This is a genomic window from Cellulomonas denverensis, from assembly GCF_012396125.1.
GTDB classification, from domain to species: domain Bacteria; phylum Actinomycetota; class Actinomycetes; order Actinomycetales; family Cellulomonadaceae; genus Cellulomonas; species Cellulomonas denverensis.
This window is the reverse complement of record NZ_JAAXOX010000005.1, coordinates 70858-95573: the sequence shown is the minus strand read 5'-3', so window position 1 is coordinate 95573 and position 24716 is coordinate 70858. Positions and strand designations below refer to the sequence as shown.

Genomic DNA, 24716 nt, shown 5'->3' with positions numbered 1-24716 from the left:
CCATGGCCACGGCGACCGGCGGCACGCGCTACGCGATCGACGCGCCGGTCGCCGTCGCCCTGATCCGGGCCGGCGTCACCGGGCACACCCTGGTCGGGCCCGCGGTGCTGCGCTCGGACGCGCTGGCGCTGCTCTACCGGGAACTGCCGGAGGCCGAGGGACGTGTCCTGCTGGACCGGCTGGCGGCGCTGCGGATCCGGCTGCTGGGCGACCGGGTGTCCCGGGCGGTGGCCTGGCGGCTGGCCCGCGACCTGGGCTGGGACGACCCCCGGCCGGCGGAGTACCTGGCGGTGGCCCGGTTGCAGGCCGACCTGCTGGTCACGGCCGACCCGGTGCTGCAGTCCGGGGCCGCACACGCCGGCATCCCGACCGCCCCCGTGACCGCGCTGACCGCGCCCTGACCGCGAAGGTCGCGCCCCACCCGTCCCCGTCTCGCCGAGAGTGCACGAATGCACGCCTCCCGGCCCCGGAAGCGTGCATTCGTGCACTCTCGAGGAGGAAGCAGGGGCGTTCAGCCCTGCGCCCCCGCGAGGTCCTCGACCGCGGCCCGGATCCGGGCCGCCGAGCCGACCAGCCCGGCCAGCTCCGCCGGGGACAGCACGTCCAAGATGATCTGCCGCACCACCCTGCGCCGGGTGTCCCGCGCCACCTGCGCGCTGCGCACCCCGGCCTCGGTCAGCCGGACCATGGTGCCGCGGGCGTCCTCCCGGTCCCGGGCCCGGGCGACCAGCCCGCGCTGCTCCATCCGCCGCAGCTGGTGCGAGACCCGGCTGTCCTGCCACTCGGCGGCCGCCGCCAGGTCCTTGGCCCGTAGCCCGGCCTCACCGGCGTCCAGCAGCGGTTCGAGCAGCTCCAGGTCGGCCACGGAGGCATCCGCCGCCTGGCCCAGCGCCCGCTCCATCACGATGAACCAGTCCCGGGACATTCCGAGGAACACCCGCCACGTGGCATCCTCGTCGGCCACCGCCCGCCCCTGCACCGCCGTCATGGGGCACAGGGTACGGCCGGTGGACCCCCGCGCGCGCGGACGCGCTCAGAGCTCGATGCCGTAGATCGTCGACCCGTGCGTGACCTGGTAGCCGAGCGAGGCGTACAGCCCGTGCGCGCCGGAGGGATTCTCCGAGTCGACATCCAGCTCCGCGTACTCCATCCCGTCCGCCCGGAACGACGTCATCGCCGCGGTCAGCAGCGCCACCCCCAGCCCGCGGCCCCGCCAGGCCCGGCGCACGCCCAGCAGTTCGCTGTAGCCGCTGCTGTACCCCTTCACCGGCCAGTCGTGCTCGTAACGCCCCGAGATGGTGTACCCGGCCACCTCCCCGGTCGCCTCGTCCAGCGCGACGTGGCTCCACTGCGGGGCGAACATCGCCCGGCGCTCCTGCCAGGCCTGGGCGCTGCGCGGCTCACTGCCCCAGTGGTCGGCGAACGCCTCGTTGTGCGCCAGCCGCACCGGCTCGTCCAGCTCCACCGACCACGGCACCACCCGCAGCCCCTCGGCGAGCCGGACCTGCGGCAGCGGCTCGGCCAGCGAGCGGCGCATGTCCCGGAAGTAGCGCAGCGGCCGGTAGCCGGCGGCGGCGACCAGCCGCGCGGCCTGCACCTGGTTGTCATCCAGGTAGATGCCGATCCGGCCCGGCAGGTCCCGGCCGTCCGCGGCCAACTGCTGACGGGCCCGTCCGGTGCCCCACGCCACGAGAGCCCGGCCGACACCACGGCCGCGCCAGGCCGGATCCACCCCGCCGAACAGGAACGCCCGCGCCACCCGCTGATCCGCCGGCCGGGCTTCGGCCCAGACCCAGGCGCGCGGCATTCCGTCGCCGTCCCAGCCGACCCGGGTGTCCCGGACCGGGTCCAGGTGTCCGGCGTCCATCTGCTCCGCTAACTCGACCGGCGAGGTCCGGTACGGCGCCGCGTCGGCCTGCTCCGCCCGGACCACCAGCGCGACCACCGGGTCCAGATCGGCCGGCCGGTAGGGCCGGAACACCAGCCCGGGCAGGTCGGGGTCGGGCAGGTCGGCGGGCGCAGCGGCGCGGTCGGCGAGCGAGCTCATGGCCCCACCGTGCGGGGTCGGCGCGCCCGCTGTCACCCGGTTTTGCTCAGGCGTCGATCTTGGAGGCGTCCAGCGAGGCGGCGTTGTCGATGATGAAGTCCTTGCGCGGTGCGACCTCGGAGCCCATCAGCAGCTCGAAGACCTCCTCCACCCGGCGCATCTGCTCGTCGGCGGCGGCCGCAGCGGGCAGGGTCACCCGGCGCAGCGTGCGGTACCGCGGGTCCATCGTGGTCTCGGACAGCTGGTCGGCGTCCATCTCCCCGAGGCCCTTGTAGCGCTGGATGTCCTCCTTGTAGCGCTTGCCCGCCCGGTCCAGCTTCTTCAGCGTGCTGGCGAGCTCGGCCTCGGAGTAGGTGTAGACGTACTCGTTCTTCCTCGACCCGGCGCCGATCACCTCGATCCGGTGCAGCGGCGGCACGGCGGCGTAGACCCGCCCGGCCTCGACCATCGGCCGCATGTACCGGAAGAACAGCGTGAGCAGCAGGGTGCGGATGTGCGCGCCATCGACGTCGGCGTCGGTCATCAGCACGATCTTCCCGTACCGGGCCGCGTCCAGGTCGAAGGTCCGCCCGGAGCCGGCGCCGATCACCTGGATGATCGCGGCGCACTCGGCGTTGCGCAGCATGTCCGCGATCGACGCCTTCTGGACGTTGAGGATCTTGCCCCGGATCGGCAGCAGCGCCTGGAAGTCGCTGGACCGGGCCAGCTTGGCGGTGCCGAGCGCGGAGTCGCCCTCCACGATGAACAGCTCGGAGCGCTCGACGTCGCTGCTGCGGCAGTCCGCCAGCTTGGCCGGCAGCGAGGAGCTCTCCAGCGCGTTCTTGCGCCGGGAGATCTCCTTCTGCTTGCGGGCGGACACCCGGGCCCGCATCTCCCCCACGACCTTCTCCAGCAGCGCGGCGGCCTGCGCCTTGTGCTCGCGCTTGGTGGAGGTCAGCAGGCCGGTCAGCTCGGAGTCGACCACCTTGGACACGATGCCGCGCACCGGCCCGGTGCCCAGCACCTCCTTGGTCTGGCCCTCGAACTGCGGCTCGGCCAGCCGGACGGTGACCACGGCGGTCAGCCCGGCCATCACGTCGTCCTTCTCGATCTTGTCGCCGCCGTCCTTGGCCGAGATCTTCAGCTTGCGGGCGTTCAGCTCGATCTGCTTGCGCAGGGTCTTCAGCAGCGCGGCCTCGAAGCCGGCCAGGTGGGTGCCGCCCTTGGGGGTGGCGATGATGTTGACGAAGCTGCGGACCTCGGTCTCGTACCCGGTGCCCCAGCGCAGCGCGATGTCCACCTCGCACTCGCGCTGCACCTCCTGGGAGGTCATGTGTCCGCGGTTGTCCAGCACCGGGACGGTCTCGGTGAAGCTGCCGGAGCCGGTCAGCTGCCAGGTGTCGGTCACCGGCGCGTCCGGGGCGAGGAAGTCGGCGAAGTCGACCGTGCCGCCGTCGTGCCGGAACACCTCCTCGTGCGGGCCGTCGGCGCCGGGGGTGCCGGGCAGCCCGCGCTCGTCGCGCACCACGATGGTCAGGCCGGGCACCAGGAAGCTGGTCTGCCGGGCGCGGGTGACCAGCTCGTCGTAGCTGAACACGGCGGTGCTCGGGAAGATGCTGCGGTCGGCCCAGTAGCGGGTCCGGGTGCCGGTGCGGGCCTTGGCGACCTTGCCGACCACCGCCAGCTCCGAGCCGGAGGTGAACGGCTCGAAGGGGGACTCCGGGCTCACCCCGCCGCGGTCGTCGAACACCCCGGGCTCACCGCGGCGGAAGGTCATCCGGTGCGTCTTGCCCCCGCGGTCGACCTCCACGTCCAGCCGGGCGGACAGCGCGTTCACCACCGAGGCGCCCACACCGTGCAGACCACCGGAGGCCGCGTACGAGCCGCCGCCGAACTTGCCACCGGCGTGCAGCTTGGTCAGCACCACCTCGACCCCGGTCAGCCCGGTGCGCGGCTCGACGTCCACCGGGATGCCACGGCCCTGGTCGCGGACCTCCACCGAGGAGTCGGCGTGCAGGATCACCTCGATCCGGTCGCCGTGCCCGCCCAGCGCCTCGTCGACGGAGTTGTCGATGATCTCCCAGAGGCAGTGCATGAGGCCGCGGCTGTCGGTGGTGCCGATGTACATGCCGGGGCGCTTGCGGACCGCCTCCAGGCCCTCGAGGACCGAGAGGTGGCGTGCGTTGTAGGCCGAGTCGGTGGACACGCAGCAGAGGGTAACTGCCGCAGGCGACAATCCCGGCCCCGCCCCGCCGGTGGGTGAACCCGGGTACGCCCACGGCGAACCACCCGCCCCCGGCGGGAAGAACCACGGCCGCGGATGGTTGTATGTCAGCGTGACGGAGATGATGGAAACCGAGAACGCACCGGCCCCGCTGACCGCGGCAGACCGTTGCGACCGCTGCGGCGCCCAGGCCTACGTCCGCGTGCTGCTCCCGGTCGGCGAGCTGCTGTTCTGCGCGCACCACGCGCGTGAGCACGCGCCCAAGTACGAGGCGATCGCGACCCACGTGCAGGACGAGACGGACAAGCTCCTCGCCGAACACGGCGCGGGGGCCGGCGCCGCCCGCTGACGACCCGACGACCGAACGGCCCGCCCGGCCCACCGCCCGGGCGGGCCGTTCGTGTATCCGGGCAGCTCCGCGCTCCCGGGACCTAGGTCCCGCAATTGTGCCCGGGGCACCCGCCAAACCGGTGATCTTCCCGTCGGTCCCCGTCGGCGTGCCTATCGTCGGGACACCGGGGCGACGAGGCCCCGCCACCCGAGGGAGGCACATCATGTCGCGCACCCGATTCGACGGCCGCACCGCCGTCGTCACCGCCGCCGGAGCCGGGATCGGCCGGGCCACCGTCGAGCAGTTGCTCGACGAGGGCGCCCGGGTGATCGCCGGTGAGATCGTCCCCGACCGCCTGGACGACCTGGTCGCCGCCCACCCCGGTGCCGCGCTGGTCCCGGTGCTCGCCGACGTCGCCACCCAGGAGGGGGCGGATGCCCTGCTCGCCGCCGCCGGTGGCCGGGTCGACGTGCTGTGCAACGTCGCCGGGATCATGGACGGCTTCCTGCCCGCCGTGGAGATCGACGACGCCACCTGGGACCGGGTGCTCGCCGTGAACGTGACCTCGGTGATGCGGCTGATGCGCGCCGTGCTGCCCGGGATGATCGAGGCCGGCCACGGCGCGATCGTCAACGTGTCCTCCGAGGCCGCCCTGCGCGGCGCGGCCGCCGGGCTGGCCTACACCGCCTCCAAGCACGCCGTGGCGGGGATGACCAAGCAGACCGCCTTCGCCTACGGGCCCCAGGGCATCCGGGTGAACGCGGTCGCCCCCGGGCCGGTGAAGACCTCGATCGAGGGCTCGATGAAGTCGGCGCACATGGCGGCCCGGATCGGCCCGATCATGGGCGCGATCCTCACCGGCGCCGCGGAGCCGGCCGAACTGGCGCACGCCATCGTCTGGCTGGCCTCCGACGATGCCTCCAACGTCAACGGCACCACGCTGGTGTGCGACGGCGGCTGGTCGGCGGTCTGAGGCCGCGGACGACGAACGGCCCCGCTCTCCGGCGTGGAGAACGGGGCCGTGCGCGTGTCGTGCTCAGTCCAGGTAGTCGCGCAGCACCTGCGACCGCGAGGGGTGGCGCAGCTTCGACATGGTCTTGGACTCGATCTGGCGGATCCGCTCGCGGGTCACGCCGTAGACCTTGCCGATCTCGTCCAGCGTCTTCGGCTGGCCGTCGGTCAGGCCGAAGCGCATCGAGACCACGCCGGCCTCCCGCTCGGACAGGGTGTCCAGCACCTGGTGCAGCTGCTCCTGCAGCAGCGTGAAGCTCACCGCGTCGGCCGGCACGACCGCCTCGGAGTCCTCGATCAGGTCGCCGAACTCCGAGTCGCCGTCCTCACCCAGCGGGGTGTGCAGCGAGATCGGCTCCCGGCCGTACTTCTGGACCTCGACCACCTTCTCCGGGGTCATGTCCAGCTCCTTGGCCAGCTCCTCCGGGGTGGGCTCGCGGCCCAGGTCCTGGAGCATCTGGCGCTGGACGCGGGCCAGCTTGTTGATGACCTCGACCATGTGCACCGGGATCCGGATGGTGCGGGCCTGGTCGGCCATGGCGCGGGTGATCGCCTGCCGGATCCACCAGGTGGCGTAGGTGGAGAACTTGTAGCCCTTGGTGTAGTCGAACTTCTCGACCGCACGGATCAGGCCGAGGTTGCCCTCCTGGATCAGGTCCAGGAACAGCATCCCGCGGCCGGTGTAGCGCTTGGCCAGCGAGACCACCAGGCGGAGGTTGGCCTCCAGCAGGTGGTTCTTGGCGCGGCGGCCGTCCTGGGCGATCCACTGCAGCTCGCGGCGGGCCTTGGGCTCGATGTCGTCACCGAGCTGGCTCAGCCGCTCCTCGGCGAACAGGCCGGCCTCGATCCGCTTGGCGAGCTCGACCTCCTGCTCGGCGTTCAGCAGCGCGACCTTGCCGATCTGCTTCAGGTAGTCCTTGACCGGGTCGGCGGTGGCACCGGCGGTCACGACCTGCTGGGCCGGCTGGTCGTCGTCGTCGGCGTCCGAGACCACGAAACCGGTGTCCTCGGTCTCCTCCGAGCCGGACTTGGTGGCCGGCTTGGCCTCCGCGGCGTCGTCGCCCTCGGTCACCTCGACGTCCTCGGTGACCTCCAGGTCGGCCTCCTCGGTCAGCTCCGCCTCGTCGAGCTCGATGTCCTCATCGTCCTCGGGGGCGTCGTCGTCCGACTTCGCGGTCGCCTTGGCCGCCTTGCCCTTGGCCGGCTTCGCGGCGGCCTTGGTGGCGGTGGTCTTCTTGGCGGCCGGCTTCACGGCCTTCTTGGCGGTGCCGGCCGTGGAGGTCTCGCCCTCCTCCTCGGCGATGACGGCCTTGGTGGAGGTCCGCGTCTTGGTGGTGGTCGCGGCGGCGACCTTCTTCGGCGCGGCGGCACGCTTCTTCGGCGCGGCGGCCGGGGTGGGCTCGGCCACGACGATGCCCGCGTTCGCCAGCCCGCGCACGACGGCCTTCAGCCGGCGGGCGTCCTCCACCTGGGCGGCCTCGCAGGCGGCCCGGAGAGCGGCGGCGTCGACGCTCCCGGTGGTGGCACCACGGCGGACCAGGTCCTGCAGGGCCGGGTGCTCGAACTCGCGCGGCAGCGTGGGGGAATTCTGGGACGTCACGAATGACCTTTCGGCAGCGAGGGACCCGGTTCGGCGAGACGGGACCCCGATATTGTACCGGCCACATCCACACCCGAGCGCGCCTACCTAGAGCGTCACGCAGGACCGGGCCGATCTGGCGAATCTGTCGAGGTGCACAACGACCGGAGGCCCCGCAGGATTCCCGATCCGGACGAATCCCCCGAATCCGACCCGACGGGGTGCGATCACCGGCCTCCCGGGACTCAGCTGAGGTCGGGCTTGACCGCCAGAACCGGGCACGGCGCGTCCAGCAGGATCCGCTGCGCGTTCGCGCCCAGGATCAGCTTGCCCACCGGGCTGCGCCGCCGCAGCCCGATCACGATCAGCGAGGCGCTGGTGTCCTCGGCGGCCCCGATCAGTTCCTCGGCGACGTCCCGCCCGGCGGCGATCACCCGGACCTCGTACTCGATCCCACGCTCGGCGAGCCCGGCGCGGACCTGCTCCAGCGCCTGCTCGATCTCCTCGCGCTGCTGCGGGGTCTCGTCCATCCGCTCGTTGACGACCACCACCAGGAGTTCGCCGCGCCGCTCCGCCTCGAGAGCCGCGGTGTCCAGGGCGGCGCGCCCCTCGACCGTCGCCAGATAGCCGACCACGATGCTCATCGGTGCTCCTCGCACGAGTTGCCGCTGCGTCCCGTCCGGATACGGGCGGGCGCCCTCGCGCCGCACCGCCGAACCGTGCCCCGACCGTACCGGAAGCCCGCGGCCAGGACGAACGCTCAGGACCACGCCGTCGCCGACTGCGCGCCACCACCCACCCTCTCCCCGGTTCCGGCACTCCCGGCCGGAGACGACGGCCTCGGCAGCGCCACCGCCGAGCGCGCCCAGCCCGGCAGCGCCCCCGCCGACAGCAGCCAGTCCAGTTGGGCCGCCAAGGGGTCCACCGGCCGGTCCGCGAGCGCCCGCTCCACCAGCACCGCGGCGCGCACCCCCTCGCCCTGCCACCAGCAGAACAGCGCGAGCAGTGCCAGCGCGCCCGACTGCCCGGTGCGGCGCCCGTGCCCGAGCACCCGCACCAGCAACCGGATCGCCGCCCGGGTCCGCTCGGGGTCGGGGCCCACCGTGGCCGGGGCCAGCAGCAGCGCGAGCCACGGCCGCAGGCCGACGGTCACCGGACCCGGGTCCGCACCGGCGCCCGTCATGACCGGTGCGCCCAACGGCACCGCCAGCCAGGGCGCGCCCAGCCGAGCCAGCATCACCCGCTCCCCTTCCTCGTGCTCGTCGGCGGCATCACCCCTACTCAGGCCCCCACCGACCGGACCACCCGCACCCGGCCCGCCCCCGAGCACCGCCAGCGCACCGGCCTCCACCACCACCGAGTCGCCGAACCCGGCCTCGATCCGCCCCAGCCCCGCCCGCCGGACCTCGGCGGGCCGGTCGAGTGCCGCGCACCACCGGCGCAGGCTGGCGCGCTGCCACTCGCCCCACACCGGCCCGGGGTCGCAGGGGTCCGGGCACGGCCGGCGCTGGACCCAGCGCAGCCGCCCCTCCGCCGCCGCGCGCCGGTCGGCACTGCCGGCCACCGGGATGACGCCGAGGTCGGACCGGCGGGCCAGCGGTGCGAGCCCGAGTGCCCGGGCCCGGTCGGCGGCCTGGGTCCCGGCCAGCACGGAACGGGGCAGCCGCCAGCCCCGTGGCCGGTGCCGCAGCCAGTCCGGACCCTGCGCCCACACCCCGTCCCAGCACAGCCCCGCAGCGGTGCAGGCGTCCCGGAGCACCGGCAGTGCGGGCACCTCGCCCCGGTCGCCGGGCAGCGCGCACACCGCCAGTACCCGGTCACAGCCCAGGGCGCCCAGGTGTGCGGTGATCGACCGGGCGACGGCGGCCCCGGAGTCCCCGCACAGCACGTCCAGGTCGGTGCGGGCGACCAGGCGGGGTTCCCGGTCGCCGGGGCCGCACACCCCGACTGCGACCACGTCCCCGGTGGCGAGTTCGTACCCCAGCCGGACCGGCACCCCGGCCAGCACCTCGCACACCGCTGTCCCGACTGCCTCGACGGTCACTGCGCACCTCCTGTGTGGACTGCGCCCAGCCCACCCGATTCCGCCGCCCGCCACCACGCCCCACCCGCTCACCTGTGGACAACCGGGCCGGCCGGACCGTTGTGGACAGACGACCGACCCGTCGTCACGGCACGGCTGGCTACCCTGTGCCGGTGCGCGCCGGACCGGTTCTCCTCTCCCTGCTGCTGCTCGGTGCCCTGACGGCCTGCACCGGCAGCGAGCCCGTGCCCACCCCGTCGGTCTCCGGCGGTGCGGTGGCCGAGCCGAGTCCCACCGAGTCCCTGCTGCCCTCGCCCACCGCCAGCGTGTCGACGGTCGGCGGACTGGCCGAGGGCTTCCCGGCCGACCTGCTCCCGGTGCCCGACGGCAGCGAGATCCTGATGTCCGCCGCAGAGCTCGACGACGTGACCGGCCTGACCACGGTCAGCCTGAACCTGCGCAGCGTGCTCGGCACCGAGGAGCTGGTCGCCACCTACCGGGCGGCCCTGACCGCCGCCGGCTTCGCCGAGACCCCGACCGACCCCGGTGCGGGGCTCGCCGCCAGTTCGACGTTCGTCCGCGGGGGCGGCAGCGAGGTGCTCACCCTGGGCGTGCTGGACCGCGACGGCGTCCGCACCGTGACCATCGGCGGCACCGTCCGGATCTGACCCGCCGGGCACGCCGGCCAGGGGCGGCGCCGACGCCCAGGCCCTAGGCTCGCAGCGTGAACGACGCCACCCCCCTGGTCGACCTCGAGGGCGTACGCGCCCAGGTGGACGCCCTGCTCACCGCCCATCTCGACGCGCTGGAGACCGAACTGTCCGGCATCGGCGCGGGCACCGGGCCGCTGATCGAGGCGATGCGGCGGATGCTCTCCGGGGGCAAGCGGCTGCGGGCGGCGTTCTGCTACTGGTCGTGGCGGGCACACGGCGGCGACCGCTCCGGACCGGGTGCGACCGCCGCACTGCGGGTCGGCGCGGCGCTGGAGCTGTTCCAGGCGGCGGCACTGTTCCACGACGACGTGATGGACGATTCCGACACCCGGCGCGGCCTGCCCGCCGCCCACCGCAGCTTCGCGCACACCCACCGCACCGCCGCGTGGTCCGGCGACGACCGCCGCTACGGCGAGTCCGCGGCGATCCTGCTCGGCGACCTGGCGCTGATCGCCGCCGAGCGGGAGTTCTCCGCCGCGGTGGCCGGCATCGACCCGGAGCGCGCGACCCGGACCCGGGCGGTCTTCGACCGGATGCGCACCGAGGTCACGGTCGGCCAGTACTTGGATCTGCAGGCACAGGTGCTGCCCTGGGGCACCGACCCGGCCGGCGATGAGCAGCGCGCCCGGGAGGTGATCCGGGCCAAGTCCGCCCGCTACAGCGTGGAGCACCCGGTGCTGATGGGCGCCGCCCTGGCCGGGGCGGACGACGACGCGCTCGACCGGGCCAGCGCCTTCGGGCTGCCGCTCGGGGAGGCGTTCCAGCTGCGGGACGACCTGCTGGGCGTGTTCGGCGACCCGGCCACCACCGGCAAGCCGGCCGGGGACGATCTGCGCGAGGGCAAGCGCACCGTGCTGGTCGCGCGGGCGATGGCCGCGGCGGGCCGGGCCGGGGACCTGGCGCTGATGGAGCGGCTGCGGGCCGAGCTCGGCGACCGCGGGATGGACGAGGCGGCCTGCCTGGACCTGGCCGAGGCGATCCGGGCCTCGGGGGCGGTGGACGAGGTGGAGCAGGTGATCGACCTGCTGGTCACCGAGGCCGAGCAGGCCTGGGCGCAGGCGCCGCTGGTCGATCCGGGCCGGGAGATGCTGGCCCGGCTGGGTCGCGCCGCGGTGCAGCGCCAGGCCTGAGGATTACAGCTCCGCCTGGGCCCGGCGGCGCACCTCGGTCTTGTTCCCGGCGCGCAGCAGGTCGATCGGCCGGCCGGGCAGCGAGTCGTCCGGGGTGTAGAGCCAGGCGATCGCCTCGCCGTGGCTGAACCCGGCGTCGCCGAGCACAGTCAGGGTGCCCTGCAGCGAGGCCAGCACGGTCGCGCTGCCCCCGGCGTCCCGCTCGTCCGCGCTGGGGTTCGCGGCGTCGATCGCGACCAGGAAGCCGGCCGGGATGCTCAGCACCGGCGGGTCGCCGCGGCGGATCCCGGCCAGGCGGCTCTCCTTCAGCAGGCGGCGGACCCGGCCGACGTCGACCCCGAGGGCCTCGGCGACGTCGGGAAGGGTGAGCCAGGTGTCGACCAGGTCGTCCGGCGAGTTCAGAGCGGTCACGGCCCGAGAGCCTACCGGGCGGCGTGATCCGGACATTCCTCCCACTCGACTTCCCACACCCGGCGGTGTGCATTACCGTCACACGAGTCACATCAGTCACACACGCCTCATACGTGCCTCCTGTCACAGGAGCACCACAGACGTCGACCGCCGTTCCACAGCCCCCAGGGATCACTCATGACGCAGTCCGCACTCGCGCTCTCCGACGACGCAGGCAACGCACGCCCGCGCGGCCGTCGTCTCGCGACGAACACCGGCGCCACCCTGGCCCTCGCCGCACTCGCCGTGGGCAGCTCCGCCGGGATCGCCCAGGCGAACGAGGAGTACACCGTTCGCAAGGGCGACACGGTCAGCCACATCGCGAAGCAGTTCGGCACCACGGTCTCGGCCGTGCGCAGCGCCAACGGCCTGAACGCCCAGGCGTTCATCCGCGAGGGCCAGACCCTGACCATCCCCACCGGCACCACGGCCACCACGACTACCACCGCGGCCCCGGCAGCCACCGGCGGCAGCCACACCGTCGCCCGCGGCGAGACCGTCTCCGGCATCGCCGCCCGCTACGGCACCACCGTCGCCGCCGTCGTCTCCGCCAACGGCCTGAACGCCCAAGCGTTCATCCGCGAAGGCCAGACCCTCACCATCCCGGGCGCCGGCGCGGCCACCTCGACTACCACCGCGGCCCCGGCGGCCACCGGCGGCAGCCACACCGTCGCCCGCGGCGAGACCGTCTCCGGCATCGCCGCCCGCTACGGCACCACCGTCGCCGCCGTCGTCTCCGCCAACGGCCTGAACGCCCAGGCGTTCATCCGCGAGGGCCAGACCCTCACCATCCCGGGCGGCTCGGGCACGGCGACCACCACCTCGGCGACCACCTCGACCTCGGGCGGCCAGCAGCTGGTCGGCAACACCTTCCTCGGCCGCACCTACCCGGCGGCGACCGTCGCCTCGGCGAACGAGAACAAGGCCACCCTGCTCGCGATCGGCGTGCCGTCCACCACCGAGATGCAGGCCAAGGTCGCCAGCACCGCCCGCCAGATGGGCGTGGACCCGGCGCTGGCCCAGGCGGTCGCCTTCCAGGAGTCCGGCTTCAACCACGCCTCGGTCTCCCCCGCGAACGCGATCGGCACCATGCAGGTCATCCCGACCTCCGGCGACTGGGCCTCCACCCTGGTCGGCCGCGAGCTCAACCTGCTCGACCCGGACGACAACGTGGTGGCCGGCGTGGCGATCCTGCGCCAGCTGCTGAGGTCCACCGGCGACACCTCCACCGCGATCGCCGCGTACTACCAGGGCCTCGGTTCGGTGCGCAGCAACGGGATGTTCTCCGACACCCGGCGCTATGTGGCGAACGTCCACACCCTGATGGCGCGATTCTGACGCCCGGCCTCCCGGGGATCACGGGGCCTCGCCCGTAGACTTCCGCCCGTGGGAACGACTATCACCGATCCGCTCGTCGGCCGCCTGGTCGACGGCCGGTACCAGGTCATGTCGCGGATCGCCCGCGGCGGCATGGCCACCGTGTACCTGGCGGTGGATCGCCGGCTCGACCGCGAGGTCGCGCTCAAGGTGATGCACCCGCACCTGGCGGAGGCCTCCGGGGGTGCCGACTTCGTCGCGCGGTTCCGCCGGGAGGCACGGGCCGCCGCGCGGCTCACCCACCCCGGGCTGGTCTCGGTCTTCGACCAGGGCCTGGACGGCGAGACGTCCTACCTGACGATGGAGTACGTCCCGGGCGGGAACCTGCGCACCCGGCTGGCCGCCGAGGGCGCGCTGACCGTCGAGGAGTCGCTCGACCTGGCCGACCAGGTGCTGGACGCGCTGGCCGCCGCCCACCGGGCCGGCCTGGTGCACCGCGACATCAAGCCGGAGAACGTGCTGCTCACCGCGGACGGCCGGGTCAAGGTGGGCGACTTCGGCCTGGCCCGGGCGGTCACCGAGGTCACCTCCGCCAGCACCGGCACCGTGCTCGGCACCGTCGCCTACCTGGCCCCGGAGCTGGTCACCCGCGGCGCCAGCGACGCCCGCACCGACGTCTACGCCACCGGTGTGCTGCTGTACGAGGCACTGACCGGCCGCCAGCCGTTCACCGGCGAGACCCCGATCCAGATCGCCTTCCAGCACGTCAACGACGACGTCCCGGCGCCGTCCGAGCTGGTCGACTGGCTGCCCACCGAGGTCGACGCCCTGGTCGCCGCCCTGACCGCCCGGGACCCGGACGACCGGCCGGGCGACGCGGCCGCCGCGCTCAGCCTGCTCCGGCGCACCCGGGACGAGCTGGACCCCGCCACCCTGGCCCGCCGCGCGGACCTGCCACCCGCCGCCCCGGTGGAGCCGGAGGACACCGGCGACCTGGACACCGGCGCCGCGGAACTCGCCGCAGCCGCCGGTGACGCGCCGACCTCCCGGATCGAGGCGCTCTCCCGCGGCGGCACCGTCGCGCTGCCGATCGGCCTCGGCGTCGAGGAGCCGGACTCCCCCGCCCCGGCGCGCCGCCGTCGCCGCCGCTGGGTCCTGCTCGGCGCCGCCGTGCTGCTGATCGCCGCCCTGGCCGGTGGCGGGACCTGGTGGTTCCAGAACGTCGGTCCCGGCGCGTACACCACCGTGCCCGAGGTTGACTCGCTCACCGAGCAGGAGGCCCGCAGCGTGCTGGACGACGCCGGGCTGGGCGTCGAGGTCGAGCAGGCCTTCGACGACACCGCGGCCGCCGGCACCGTCTTCGACTCCGAACCGGCCTCCGGCGAGCGGGTCCGCAAGGACGGCGCGGTCACCCTGATCGTCTCCCGCGGCCCGGATGTGGTCAGCGTCCCGGACAACCTGCTGGGCGCCCTGCAGGCCGACGCCGCTGCCGATCTCACCGCGGCCGGGCTGACCGTCGACTACGAGGACCAAGCGTTCTCCGACGAGGTGGCACAGGGCCTGGTGCTCAAGGTCACCGGCCTCGACGGCGCCGACCTGGCCCCGGGCACCAGCCTGAAGCGCGGCACCACCGTCCTGCTGACGATCAGCGACGGCCCGGCCCCGGTGAAGGTGATCCAGGTGGTCGGTGCGACGCTGGAGACCGCCACCCAGCAGCTGAACGCGGCCGGCCTGAAGATCGCGACCGAGGAGGTCTTCTCCGACACGGTCCCGGCGGGCAGCGTGGTCAGCCAGAGCCCGGAGGCCGGCACCGACGCGCACCGCACGGACACGGTGACGGTGCAGGTGTCCAAGGGGCCGGAGCTGATCGAAGTGCCGAACGTCGAGCGCATGTCCTTCGCCGACGCGGAGAAGACGCTCACCGACCTCGGGTTCGTGGTGAAGCGAGAGACGTCGTGGGGCGGCTTCATCGGCCAGGTCGTCGATCAGAGCGTCGACGCCGGTCAGACTGCGCCCAAGGGCTCGACCATCACCCTGACCGTCGTCTGACCCCGGACAGCGCAACGGCCCGGCCGGGGCCCCTCACGAGCCCCGGCCGAGCCGTCATCCCCGCGCCGTCAGCCGGCGGTGAGGCTGCCCCCGTTGGTGCGGATGACCTCCGCGTACCAGTCGAAGGACTTCTTCTTGTAGCGGTCCAGCGTGCCGGAGCCGTCGTCGTTGCGGTCGACGTAGATGAACCCGTACCGCTTGGACAGCTGGGCGGTGGAGGCCGACACCAGGTCGATGCAGCCCCAGGTGGTGTACCCGAGCACCTGCACGCCGTCCTGGATCGCCTCGCCCACCTGGTAGAGGTGGTCGTTGAGGTAGGCGATCCGGTAGTCGTCGACCACGGTCTTGACCCCGTCCACCTCGACCAGCTGGTCCTTGGCGCCCAGGCCGTTCTCGACGATGAACAGCGGCTTGCCCCACCGCTCCCAGAACTGGTTCATCACGATCCGCAGGCCGACCGGGTCGATCTGCCAGCCCCACTCGGAGGCCTTCAGCGTCGGGTTCGGCGCGCCCATGATCAGGTTGCCGTCCGACGGGATCTTCGAGGCGTCCGCGGTCTGGGTGGAGCTCATGTAGTAGCTGAACGACACGAAGTCGACCGTGTGCTCCTTGAGCAGCGCCCGATCCTCGTCGGTGATCTGCAGTTCGACGCCGAGCTCCCGGAGCTGCCGCAGCAGGTAGCCGGGGTACTCGCCGCGCACGTGCACGTCGCCGAAGGCCAGGTTGTCGTGGTCGGCCTTCTGCGCCGCCAGCGCGTCCTGCGGGTCCGGGGTGAGCGGGTAGAACGGCACCGCGATCACCATGCAGCCGATCATCGCGCCGGGCATCAGCTCCCGGGCGATCTTGGTGGCCGACGCGGAGGCGACCAGCTCGTGGTGCACCGCCTGGTAGAGGTCCTGCTTGGTCAGCTGCTCCTTGGGCGTGAGGATGCCGCCGCTCATCAGCGGGGCGTGCAGCACGGAGTTGATCTCGTTGAAGGTCAGCCAGTACTTCACCCGGCTGCCGTAGCGGGTGAAGATGGTCCGCACGTAGCGCTCGAAGAACCCGATCAGGTCCCGGGACACCCAGCCGTCGTACTTCTTCGCCAGGGCCAGCGGCGTCTCGTAGTGGGAGATGGTGACCAGCGGCTCGATGCCGTGCTTCTCCAGCTCGTCCAGCAGCCGGTCGTAGAAGGCCAGGCCCTCCTCGTTCGGCTCCGCGTCGTCCCCGTTCGGGAAGATCCGGGACCAGGCGATCGAGAACCGGTAGACCTTGAAGCCCATCTCGGCGAACAGCGCGATGTCCTCGGCGTACCGGTGGTAGTGGTCGATGCCCACCAGCTTGAGGTTGTCCGGGGTGGGCTCGGCGCTCGGCGGGCCGGAGATCCCCTGCGGCATGATGTCCTGGATGGACAGGCCCTTGCCGCCCTCGTCGTAGGCGCCCTCCAACTGGTTGGCGGCGGTGGCGCCACCCCACAGGAAGCCCTGGGGGAACGGGGTCGTGGTCGTCACAGATTGCACCTCTCGTCGTCGTCGACTTCATGTGCGCGGCGGGCGCCGCGCCGGGTTCACAGGCCGAGCAGGTCCCGCACCTCGGCCGAGGTGAGCGCCAGCGCGGCGGCCCGGGCCTCGGGGGCGGTCCGCGCCGCACGGGCGGCGGCGGCGATCTCCTGGCAGCGGGCCAGGGTGTGCCCGCGCAGGGCGGCACGCACCGCCGGCACCGCGGCCGGGGACATCGACAGGCTGGTCACGCCCAGGCCGGTGAGCACCAGGGCCATCAGCGGGTCGGAGGCGGACTCGCCGCACACCCCGACCGGCTTGCCCTCGGACTTCCCACCGTCGGCGGTGGCGGCGACCAGGTCGATCACGGCGGGCTGCCACATGTCCAGCAGGTCGGAGAGCTCGCCGCGCAGCCGGTCGGTGGCCATCGTGTACTGCGCCAGATCGTTGGTGCCCAGCGAGACGAAGTCGACCTCGGCCAGCACGTCGGCGCAGCGCAGCGCGACCGCCGGGACCTCGACCATCACCCCGACCGTCTTCAGGCCGGCGGCCCGGGCGGCGGCGGCGAAGTCGGCGGCCTCGGTGGGCGTGGCGATCATCGGCGCCATCACCCACAGCTCGGCGCCGGTCTCCTCCTGCGCCCGGCCGAGGGCGGTCAGCTGGTCGGCCAGCAGCTGCGGCAGGGTGCGGACCAGGCGGTAGCCGCGCACCCCCAGCGCCGGGTTCTCCTCCACCGACTGCTGGGCGAAGGCCAGCGGCTTGTCCGCACCCGCGTCGATGGTGCGCACGACCACCTTGCGCCCGGCGAAGGACCGCAGGACGGCGGTGTAGGTGGCGAGCTGGTCCTCGACGGTGGGGGCGGTCTGCTGCTCCAGGAACAGCACCTCGGTCCGGAACAGCCCGACGCCCTCGACGGCGGTCAGCGCGGCGCGCTCGGCGTCCGCGGCGGTGCCGATGTTGGCCAGCAGCTGCACCCGGTGACCGTCGGAGGTCGCACCCGGGGCGGTGTCGGTGGCCAGGCGCTCGGCGGCGGCACGCCGTTCGGTGACCTGCTGGGCCAGCGCCTCGTCCGGGTCGACGGTGACGGTGCCGGCCGCGGCGTCCACCACGACCACGGTGCCGTCGGTCAGCTCGGTCACGCCGGCGACCCGCACCAGGCAGGGCAGGCCGAGCTGGCCGGCGATGATCGCGGTGTGCCCGGTGGGGCCACCCTGCTCGGTCACGATGCCGAGCACCTTGTCCAGGTCGAGCGCGGAGGTGTCCGCCGGGGACAGGTCCTCGGCCACCACGACCGAGGGCACCTCCAGCGCGCCCAGCCCGGGCTCGGGGGCGTCCAGCACCCGGGCGATCACCCGGTCCTTGACGCTGCGCAGGTCGGTGACCCGCTCGGCCATGTACCCGCCGACCGCGGTGAACATCTCGCAGACCTGCTCGACGGCCTCGTGCACGGCATGCGCCGGGCCGGTGCCGGAGCCGATCCGCTGCTCGACGTCGCCGAGCAGCGCGGGGTCCTCGGCCATCTGGGCGGTGGCGCCCAGCACCTCGGCCAGGGTGCCCTCGGCGGCGTCGGCGCGCGCCTGCAGGTCGGCGGCGACGGCGTGGAAGGCGGCGGTGACCCGCTCCAGGTCGCCGGGGGTGGCGCTCTCCTGCGGGGGCAGCGCGATCGCGGGCCGGGCGACGGCCACCGGGCCGAGGACGAGTCCCCGGCCGACACCGACGCCGGTGAGGGTGCGCGGAGCCATGGTGGTCACTCCCCCGCGGCGTCGAGGTCGGTGGCCAGCAGGCCGGCGAGCTGGTTCAGGACGGTGTCGGCGTCCGCACCCTCGACGACCAGCTCGGCGGTCTCGCCGTGCTTGAGGCCCAGGCCCATCACCATGAGCAGGCTGGCGGCGTTCACCCCCGCGTCGCCCGGGCGGCCGATGGTGACCTGGGCGCCGGAGGCGGTGGCCGCCTTGGTGAAGATCCCGGCGGGACGGGCGTGCAGGCCCACGGACGAGGCGATGGTGACATTGCGCTGCGGCACTGGTCGGACTCCCCATTGCAGTCAAACGTGCGGTACACCCGCCGGCGTCGGTTGCCGGCCGGGCAAACAAAAAAAGACCCGCACGGACCGCTGGTGCGGGCCGCGACAGGTCTTGCCTGATCGAGTCAGTAACAATCCTCGCGATGGCTCGTTCGTTATACCTGGCCCGCGTGGGCCAGGTCAAGGCGGCCGCGGCGCACTGCGTGAACCCGCAGGCCACGGCGGGACCGCCCGATCCAGGACTTTCGTCCCAGGTCAGCGGCCCGTCGCAACGCGCCGACCAGCGCCGTTGACAGGTCACGAATCCGTGGGGCAAGCTATGCGCCCATCGCCCCATCGGCGACCGCGCAGAACTGGGATTGTTACTGCTGGCAGCAGGCAAAACCCGAGTCGAGCGAACTGTGAAGCACGAGTGCTGTCCGGTTTGCGACGACTCGGGTTTTTTGTTGCCCGGAAACGAGCCCCGGGGGCATCGCGACACGGATTCGAGGAGGAATCGTGGCTTCCGCCAGCAAGTACCAGACCATCGCCGAGGACGTCCTTCGTGGCGTCGGCGGCAAGGAGAACGTCGCGTCGGTGGTCCACTGCGCGACCCGGCTGCGGTTCAAGCTCAGGGACCGGGACAAGGCCAACAAGGAGACCGTCGAGGCGACCCCCGGCGTCATCACCGTGATGGAGTCCGGCGGCCAGTTCCAGGTCGTGATCGGCAACACGGTCGGCCGGGTGCACGAGGCGCTCGGCGAGCTGGGCGTCAATATCGGCGACGGCGGCGGCGGGGACGACGGTGACGCCGCGTCCTCCGGCAACTTCATGGCCCGGGCGATCGACCTGATCACCAGCATCTTCACCCCGTTCCTGTGGGTGTTGGCCGGCACCGGTCTGCTCAAGGCGCTGCTCAGCCTCGCGGCCAAGATCTCGCCCGAGTTCGCCACCTCCGGCACGTACAACATCTGGTACGCCGCGGCGGATGCCTGCTTCCAGTTCCTGCCGATCTTCATCGCGATCACCACTGCCCGGAAGTTCAAGGGCAACATCTACACCGCCGTGGCGATCGCCGGTGCGCTGGTCTACACCGCCACCATCGGGCTCGGTGACCTCGGCGGCCTGACCCTGCAGGCCTACGACGCCGCGGAGGGCCTGGACTTCTTCGGCATCCCGGTGGTGATGGTCTCCTACCTGTCCGCGGTGATCCCGACCATCCTGGCGGTCTATGCCCAGTGCAAGCTGGAGAGGCTGCTGGGCCGGATCATCCCGGACTCGCTGAAGAACTTCCTGATGCCGATGATCGTGCTCGCGGTCATCGTGCCGGTCACCTTCCTGGCCATCGGCCCGGTCTCCGACCTGGTGTCCACCGCGATCGCCGACGGCATCGGCTGGCTCTGGGACACCGTGCCGTGGCTGGGCGGCGCCCTGCTCGGTGCGTTCTGGCAGGTGTTCGTGATCTTCGGCGTGCACTGGGGCTTCGTGCCAATCATGACCCAGGAGCTGGTGGACCCGGGCTACTCGTACCTGACCGCCGCGCTGTTCCCGGCCGTGCTGGCCCAGGTCGGTGCCGTGGTCGCCGTGATGATCCGGACTCGCAACAAGGCGCTGCGCCAGGTGGCCGGCCCGGCCGCGATCTCCGGCTTCCTGGCCGGCATCACCGAGCCCGCGATCTACGGTGTCACGCTGCGCCTGAAGAAGCCGTTCATCTACGCCTGCATCGGTGGCGCCGTCGGTGGTGCGATCGCCGCGGGCGGCAAGGCGGCGACCGACGTGTTCGCCATGCCCGGTGCGATCACCATCACCGCCACACTGAACCACGGCTTCCTGTCCGCGGTGATCGGCACCCTGGTCGCGATCGGCATCGCCTTCGTGCTGACCCTGGTGCTCGGCTTCAAGGACATCCCGGAGACCGCCGAGACCACCCCGGCGGCCCCGGCGGCCAAGTCCCCGTACACCCCCGCCACCGGTGGCGGCACCGCGACCCTGACCGAGACCCAGGTCGTCGAGGTCACCGCCCCGGTGAACGGCACCGTGGTGCCGCTGGCCGAGGTCAGTGACCAGGTGTTCGCCTCCGGCGCGCTGGGCAAGGGCGTGGGCATCGTCCCGGCCGGTGGCACGGTGGTCTCCCCGGTGTCCGGCACCGTGGTCAGCGTCCTGCCGCACGCCTACGGCCTGCTGTCCGACGACGGCGTCGAGGTGCTGGTGCACATCGGCATCAACACGGTCGGACTGGAGGGCAAGGGCTTCACCCCCGCCGTCCAGCAGGGGTCGCAGGTGCTGCCCGGCACGTTGCTGGCGACCGTGGACCTGGACACCGTCCGGGCCGCCGGCCTGGACACCACCACGATCGTGCTGGTGACCAACGCCGACGCCTACGCGGACGTGGTGCCCGCTCCGGCCGGTGCCACCACCAGCGGCGCTCCGCTGCTCACGGTGGTGGGCTGATTCCCTCCGGTCCTGCCATCTGGTAGGACGATCAGCGGGGCCGGATAGCATCCGGACTCCGCACACCGAACGCCGGTGTCCCGGGCCCGCCGCCCGGGACACCGGCGTCCGTCCAGTGAATCGGAGCGCAGGTGCAGGTCACCAAGGTCTTCAACAACAACGTGCTGCTGGCCACCGACGACCGGGGCCAGGAGTTCGTGCTGATGGGCAAGGGGCTCGGCTTCCAGGCGAAACCCGGCGACGACGTGCGCGCTGACGTGGTGGAGCGCACCTTCGTGCCCGGCGGGTCGACCACCCCGGAACGGATCGCCGCACTGGTGGAGGAGATCCCCGCCGACCGGATCGACCTCACCCAGGAGATCGTGGACCTGGCCCGGGAGCGGCTGGGCGCCCAGATCGACTCGCACGTGATCATCCCGCTGGCCGACCACATCGTCTTCGCCCTGCAGCGGGCGGACGAGGGCCTGACCATCACCTACCCGCTGCAGTGGGAGGTCACCCACCTCTACCCACGCGAGGTCGCCTTCGCCAAGGAGGCACTGGCGCTGATCCGGGACCGCACCGGGGTCGAGCTGCCCTCGCTGGAGGCCGTGCCGCTGGCGCTGCACTTCGTCAACGCCCAGTTCGGCGCGGACGACCTGAGCCGCACGATGGAGATGACCGAGGTCTTCGCCGCGGTGCTCGGCATCCTGCGCGAACAGCTCGGCCTGGCGCTGGACGAGGAGTCGCTCGACGTCGCGCGGTTCATCACCCATCTGCGGTATCTGGTGGTACGCCAGCAGCGGGGCGTGATGCTCGCCGACCAGCAGGACGTGCTCACCGACACCGTGCGCCGCCAGCACCCCCGGGCCTACGCCAGCGCCGAGGCGGTCCGGGACCTGCTCACCGAACGCTTCGGCTGGCACATCAGTGGGGACGAGATGCTCTACCTGACCCTGCACATCGCCCGGCTGACCGGAGCGGTGTCATGACGGACGACCGGCAGTTGGCCGAGACCGTGCTCGCCCTGGTCGGCGGCCCGGAGAACGTCAGCGACGTCACCGCGTGCTGGAGCCGGCTGCGGCTGGTCCTGCGCGACGACACCCTGCACGACGACCCGGCGCTGACCGCCCTGGACGAGGTCGCGATGGTGCTGACCCAGGGCGGGCAGTTCCAGGTCGTGCTGGGCGCCCGCGCGATCCCGGTCAGCAAGCAGGTCCGCGCCCTGCTGACCTGACACAGACCGAGGGCCGGGTCGCGTGGCGACCCGGCCCTCGGCTGCGGTCGGTCAGTGCCGGCGGAGCAGCTCCGCGACCTGGAATGCGAGCTCCAGGGACTGCTGGTGGTTCAGCCGCGGGTCGACCAGGGTCTCGTACCGGCGGGCCAGTCCCTCGTCGTCGATCTCCTCCGCGCCACCGAGCACCTCGGTCACGTCGTCGCCGGTCAGCTCCATGTGCAGACCGCCGGGGACGGTGCCCAGGCCGTGGTGCACGTCGAAGAAGCCGGTGACCTCGTCCATCACGTCGGTGAACCGCCGGGTCTTGTACCCGTTGGTCGCGGTGATGGTGTTGCCGTGCATCGGGTCGCAGACCCAGGTGACCGGACGGCCGTCGGCGGTGACCTTCTCCACCAGGCCGGGCAGCACGTCGCGGATCCGCGCGGCTCCCATCCGGGTGATGAAGGTGATCCGCCCCGGTTCGCCGCTCGGGTTGAGCCGGTCGATCAGCCCCAGCGCCTCGTCGGCGGTGGTGCTGGGACCGAGCTTGACCCCCAGCGGGTTCTGCACCCGGGCGAAGTAGTCGACGTGCGCACCGGACAGCTGCCGGGTGCGCTCCCCGATCCACAGGAAGTGCGCCGAGCAGTCGTAGGGCAGCCCGGTGCGCGAGTCGATCCGGGTCAGCGGCCGCTCGTAGTCCAGCAGCAGCCCCTCGTGCGAGGAGTAGAAGTCCACCGTCCGCAGTGCGTCGAAGTCGGCACCGCAGGCGGCCATGAACCGGATCGCGCGGTCGATCTCGGCCGCGATCTCCTCGTAGCGGGCGTACGCCGGGTTGGCGGTGAAGCCCCGGTTCCACTCGTGCACCCGCAGCAGCGACGCGAAGCCGCCGGTGGTGAACGCGCGGATCAGGTTCAGCGTCGAGGAGGACGTGTGGTACGCCTCCAGCAGCCGCTGCGGGTCCGGGGTCCGGTCCTGCTCGGTGAACGGGAAGCCGTTGATGATGTCGCCCCGGAACGCCGGGAGGGTGACACCGTCGCGGGTCTCGGAGTCCGATGAGCGCGGCTTGGCGTACTGCCCGGCCATCCGGCCCATCTTGATCACCGGCAGGCTCGCGCCGTAGGTCAGCACCACGGCCATCTGCAGGATGGTCATGATCTTGCCGCGGATGTTGTCCGCAGTGGCCTCGGCGAAGGTCTCCGCGCAGTCCCCACCCTGGAGCAGGAACGCCTCACCGCGGCCGGCGGCGGCGAGCTGGGCCCGCAGCGCGTCGGCCTCCCCGGCGAACACCAGGGGCGGCAGCGCCGCCAGCCGCGCACTGACCCGTTCCAGGGCCTCCGCGTCCGGCCAGGCGGGCTGCTGAGCGGCGTCCAGCGTGCGCCAGTGATCCAGACCCGTCACGACTGACGGGTCCGGCTCCACGCTCACGAGTGGCTCGCGGGCACCAGCGGCTGGCCGATCTCCGACAGCATCGCCCCGAACCAGGGCTGCGTGATGTCGAAGGGCTTGCCACCGGCGATCCGCGGGAAGGCGATCGCCTTGAGCCGGTCGCCGTCCTCCTCGTCGTGGCCGATCACGCCGGGCTCGCCCTTGAGGGCGCACTCCACGGCCAGGTCGGTCATGGACTTGATCAGGCGCAGGTCCTCGGCGTTCGCCGCGGCGGCCCGGGAGTAGTAGCCGGACTTCTGCACCATGACCTTCTCGGCGCCGAGCTTCTCGGCGAACTGCTTGGCGAACCACTGGCCGGGGTTGATGGTGTCCAGCGCGACGTGGCCGAAGGCGTCCCGGGTGACCTCCTGGCCGGAGGCCTCCAGCTGCTCGACGATCTCGTGCATGCCGGCGCCCTCGGACAGGAAGATGTTGACGTTGCCCTGCTCGTCCATGATCGTGCGCAGGCGGGCGGCCTCGGCGTCGATGTCGATCTGGGCCTCGGGCACGAACACCGCGTGGATGTCCCAGCGCTCACGGGACAGGCCGATCTCCGGCAGCCACTCCTGGGTGTCCAGCCACTTGCGGTACTCGACGGCGGCGGCGGCGGTCAGCCAGCCGCAGTGCCGGCCCATCACCTCGTGCACGATCAGCATCCGCGGGCCGGAGCGGTGCTCGCCGATGACGTGCGCGGCGAAGCCGGCGGCCTCCTCGGCGGCGGTCCAGGCACCCAGCGACTGCCGGATCGGGACCACGTCGTTGTCGATGGTCTTGGGCAGGCCGACCACGGTCAGGTCGTAGTCGTTCTCGGCCAGGTAGGCGGCCAGGTCGGCGGCGGTGGTGTTGGTGTCGTCGCCACCGATGGTGTGCAGGACGTCGACGCCGTCCGCCTTGAGCTGCTCGGCCGCGACCTGCAGCGGGTCCTCGCCCTCACGCACCAGGCCGCGCTTGACGCAGTCCGCCCGGTTGGTGAGCTTGACCCGGGAGTTGCCGATCGGGGAGCCGCCGAAGCGGTGCAGCAGGCCGGCCTTCTTGCGGACCTCGTCGGTCACGACGATCTTCTGGCCCTTGAGCAGCCCGTAGTAGCCGTGCTCGTAGGCGATGATCTCGATCTCCGGCGCGATCTCGGTGTAGCGCTCGATCAGACCACCGACGGCCGAGGACAGGCACGGAGCGAAGCCACCCGCGGTCAGGAGCGCGACGCGACGAACCGACATGAGACACACCTCTCGTTGGAACTGCACAGCTGGGCGTTGTGCCCGGTGGCCACCCAAGGCCATCGGGCAGGGTCGGAGCCGGGACCGAGGTCCTC

22 protein-coding genes are annotated in these 24716 nt (G+C 72.5%); 10 read left to right on the top strand and 12 right to left on the bottom strand.

Annotated elements, in window-relative coordinates; genetic code table 11:
• Nucleotides 1–2 precede the first annotated feature (2 nt).
• The gene (locus HGA03_RS11575) at nt 3–401 is read left to right on the top strand and encodes a PIN domain-containing protein (protein WP_168630434.1); all 399 of its coding nucleotides are present in this window, start codon (nt 3–5) and stop codon (nt 399–401) included.
• 110 nt (nt 402–511) lie between these two features.
• Here the strand turns inward: HGA03_RS11575 and HGA03_RS11570 are convergent, their stop codons facing one another.
• The 3 genes from HGA03_RS11570 to HGA03_RS11560 are packed head-to-tail and all read right to left on the bottom strand — an operon-like array spanning nt 512 to nt 4232.
• Entirely contained in the window at nt 512–988 is a 477-nt protein-coding gene (locus HGA03_RS11570) for a MarR family winged helix-turn-helix transcriptional regulator (RefSeq protein ID WP_168630433.1), read from the bottom strand.
• A gap of 45 nt (nt 989–1033) precedes the next feature.
• Nucleotides 1034–2047 (bottom strand): GNAT family N-acetyltransferase, encoded by a 1014-nt coding sequence (locus HGA03_RS11565; RefSeq protein ID WP_168630432.1) that lies wholly within the window; start codon nt 2045–2047, stop codon nt 1034–1036.
• Between the two features lie 46 nt (nt 2048–2093).
• Nucleotides 2094–4232, bottom strand: coding sequence for a DNA gyrase/topoisomerase IV subunit B (locus tag HGA03_RS11560; RefSeq protein WP_168630431.1), 2139 nt, complete (start codon nt 4230–4232; stop codon nt 2094–2096).
• Nucleotides 4233–4371: 139 nt separating this feature from the next.
• Between HGA03_RS11560 and HGA03_RS11555 the strand changes: the two genes are divergently transcribed.
• Both HGA03_RS11555 and HGA03_RS11550 read left to right on the top strand, forming a co-directional pair.
• The gene (locus HGA03_RS11555; RefSeq protein WP_239073470.1) at nt 4372–4599 is read left to right on the top strand and encodes a DUF7455 domain-containing protein; all 228 of its coding nucleotides are present in this window, start codon (nt 4372–4374) and stop codon (nt 4597–4599) included.
• Between the two features lie 205 nt (nt 4600–4804).
• Entirely contained in the window at nt 4805–5554 is a 750-nt protein-coding gene (locus tag HGA03_RS11550; protein ID WP_168630430.1) for an SDR family NAD(P)-dependent oxidoreductase, read from the top strand.
• A 63-nt stretch (nt 5555–5617) separates the two neighbouring features.
• Here HGA03_RS11550 and HGA03_RS11545 read toward each other — a convergent pair whose 3' ends face one another.
• From HGA03_RS11545 to HGA03_RS19620, 3 genes are all read right to left on the bottom strand, one after another.
• The gene (locus HGA03_RS11545; RefSeq protein ID WP_168630429.1) at nt 5618–7192 is read right to left on the bottom strand and encodes an RNA polymerase sigma factor; all 1575 of its coding nucleotides are present in this window, start codon (nt 7190–7192) and stop codon (nt 5618–5620) included.
• 224 nt (nt 7193–7416) lie between these two features.
• Nucleotides 7417–7815 carry a universal stress protein gene (locus tag HGA03_RS11540; protein WP_168630428.1) on the bottom strand — a complete coding sequence of 133 codons (399 nt, stop codon included), beginning with the start codon at nt 7813–7815 and terminating at the stop codon, nt 7417–7419.
• 116 nt (nt 7816–7931) lie between these two features.
• Nucleotides 7932–9215: a DUF4192 family protein gene (locus HGA03_RS19620; protein ID WP_168630427.1), complete on the bottom strand. Its 1284-nt coding sequence runs from the start codon at nt 9213–9215 to the stop codon at nt 7932–7934.
• 152 nt (nt 9216–9367) lie between these two features.
• On the opposite strand from HGA03_RS19620, the gene HGA03_RS11530 reads away from it, so the two are divergent.
• Together HGA03_RS11530 and HGA03_RS11525 are read left to right on the top strand one after the other, a co-directional pair.
• On the top strand, nt 9368–9862 hold the full coding sequence (locus tag HGA03_RS11530; protein WP_168630426.1) for a hypothetical protein: 495 nt from the start codon (nt 9368–9370) through the stop codon (nt 9860–9862).
• A 56-nt stretch (nt 9863–9918) separates the two neighbouring features.
• Nucleotides 9919–11037: a polyprenyl synthetase family protein gene (locus HGA03_RS11525; protein ID WP_168630425.1), complete on the top strand. Its 1119-nt coding sequence runs from the start codon at nt 9919–9921 to the stop codon at nt 11035–11037.
• A gap of 3 nt (nt 11038–11040) precedes the next feature.
• Here HGA03_RS11525 and HGA03_RS11520 read toward each other — a convergent pair whose 3' ends face one another.
• Nucleotides 11041–11484, bottom strand: coding sequence for an Rv2175c family DNA-binding protein (locus tag HGA03_RS11520; RefSeq protein ID WP_168630424.1), 444 nt, complete (start codon nt 11482–11484; stop codon nt 11041–11043).
• A gap of 141 nt (nt 11485–11625) precedes the next feature.
• Here HGA03_RS11520 and HGA03_RS11515 point away from each other — a divergent pair, with 141 nt between their 5' ends.
• Together HGA03_RS11515 and pknB are read left to right on the top strand one after the other, a co-directional pair.
• Complete coding sequence (locus HGA03_RS11515; protein ID WP_168630423.1) at nt 11626–12825, top strand: lytic transglycosylase; 1200 nt, start codon at nt 11626–11628, stop codon at nt 12823–12825.
• A 48-nt stretch (nt 12826–12873) separates the two neighbouring features.
• The gene (gene pknB / locus HGA03_RS11510) at nt 12874–14853 is read left to right on the top strand and encodes a Stk1 family PASTA domain-containing Ser/Thr kinase (protein ID WP_168630422.1); all 1980 of its coding nucleotides are present in this window, start codon (nt 12874–12876) and stop codon (nt 14851–14853) included.
• A gap of 68 nt (nt 14854–14921) precedes the next feature.
• Here pknB and HGA03_RS11505 read toward each other — a convergent pair whose 3' ends face one another.
• The 3 genes from HGA03_RS11505 to HGA03_RS11495 are packed head-to-tail and all read right to left on the bottom strand — an operon-like array spanning nt 14922 to nt 18354.
• Nucleotides 14922–16343, bottom strand: a complete 1422-nt coding sequence (locus HGA03_RS11505; RefSeq protein ID WP_203767581.1) for a glycoside hydrolase family 1 protein — start codon at nt 16341–16343, stop codon at nt 14922–14924.
• A gap of 56 nt (nt 16344–16399) precedes the next feature.
• Nucleotides 16400–18073, bottom strand: coding sequence for a phosphoenolpyruvate--protein phosphotransferase (gene ptsP / locus HGA03_RS11500; protein ID WP_168630420.1), 1674 nt, complete (start codon nt 18071–18073; stop codon nt 16400–16402).
• Between the two features lie 5 nt (nt 18074–18078).
• Nucleotides 18079–18354: an HPr family phosphocarrier protein gene (locus HGA03_RS11495; RefSeq protein WP_168630419.1), complete on the bottom strand. Its 276-nt coding sequence runs from the start codon at nt 18352–18354 to the stop codon at nt 18079–18081.
• 498 nt (nt 18355–18852) lie between these two features.
• Between HGA03_RS11495 and HGA03_RS11490 the strand changes: the two genes are divergently transcribed.
• From HGA03_RS11490 to HGA03_RS11480, 3 genes are all read left to right on the top strand, one after another.
• Complete coding sequence (locus tag HGA03_RS11490) at nt 18853–20784, top strand: beta-glucoside-specific PTS transporter subunit IIABC (RefSeq protein WP_168630418.1); 1932 nt, start codon at nt 18853–18855, stop codon at nt 20782–20784.
• A gap of 131 nt (nt 20785–20915) precedes the next feature.
• Nucleotides 20916–21755 (top strand): PRD domain-containing protein, encoded by an 840-nt coding sequence (locus HGA03_RS19615; RefSeq protein WP_168630417.1) that lies wholly within the window; start codon nt 20916–20918, stop codon nt 21753–21755.
• Entirely contained in the window at nt 21752–22000 is a 249-nt protein-coding gene (locus tag HGA03_RS11480; protein ID WP_168630416.1) for a PTS sugar transporter subunit IIB, read from the top strand. The genes HGA03_RS19615 and HGA03_RS11480 overlap by 4 nt, the downstream gene beginning before the upstream one ends.
• A 51-nt stretch (nt 22001–22051) precedes the next feature.
• Here the strand turns inward: HGA03_RS11480 and HGA03_RS11475 are convergent, their stop codons facing one another.
• Both HGA03_RS11475 and HGA03_RS11470 read right to left on the bottom strand, forming a co-directional pair.
• Nucleotides 22052–23404, bottom strand: a complete 1353-nt coding sequence (locus HGA03_RS11475; protein WP_168630415.1) for a class II 3-deoxy-7-phosphoheptulonate synthase — start codon at nt 23402–23404, stop codon at nt 22052–22054.
• Entirely contained in the window at nt 23401–24621 is a 1221-nt protein-coding gene (locus tag HGA03_RS11470) for a pyrophosphate--fructose-6-phosphate 1-phosphotransferase (protein WP_168630414.1), read from the bottom strand. The genes HGA03_RS11475 and HGA03_RS11470 overlap by 4 nt, the downstream gene beginning before the upstream one ends.
• Nucleotides 24622–24716 lie beyond the last annotated feature (95 nt).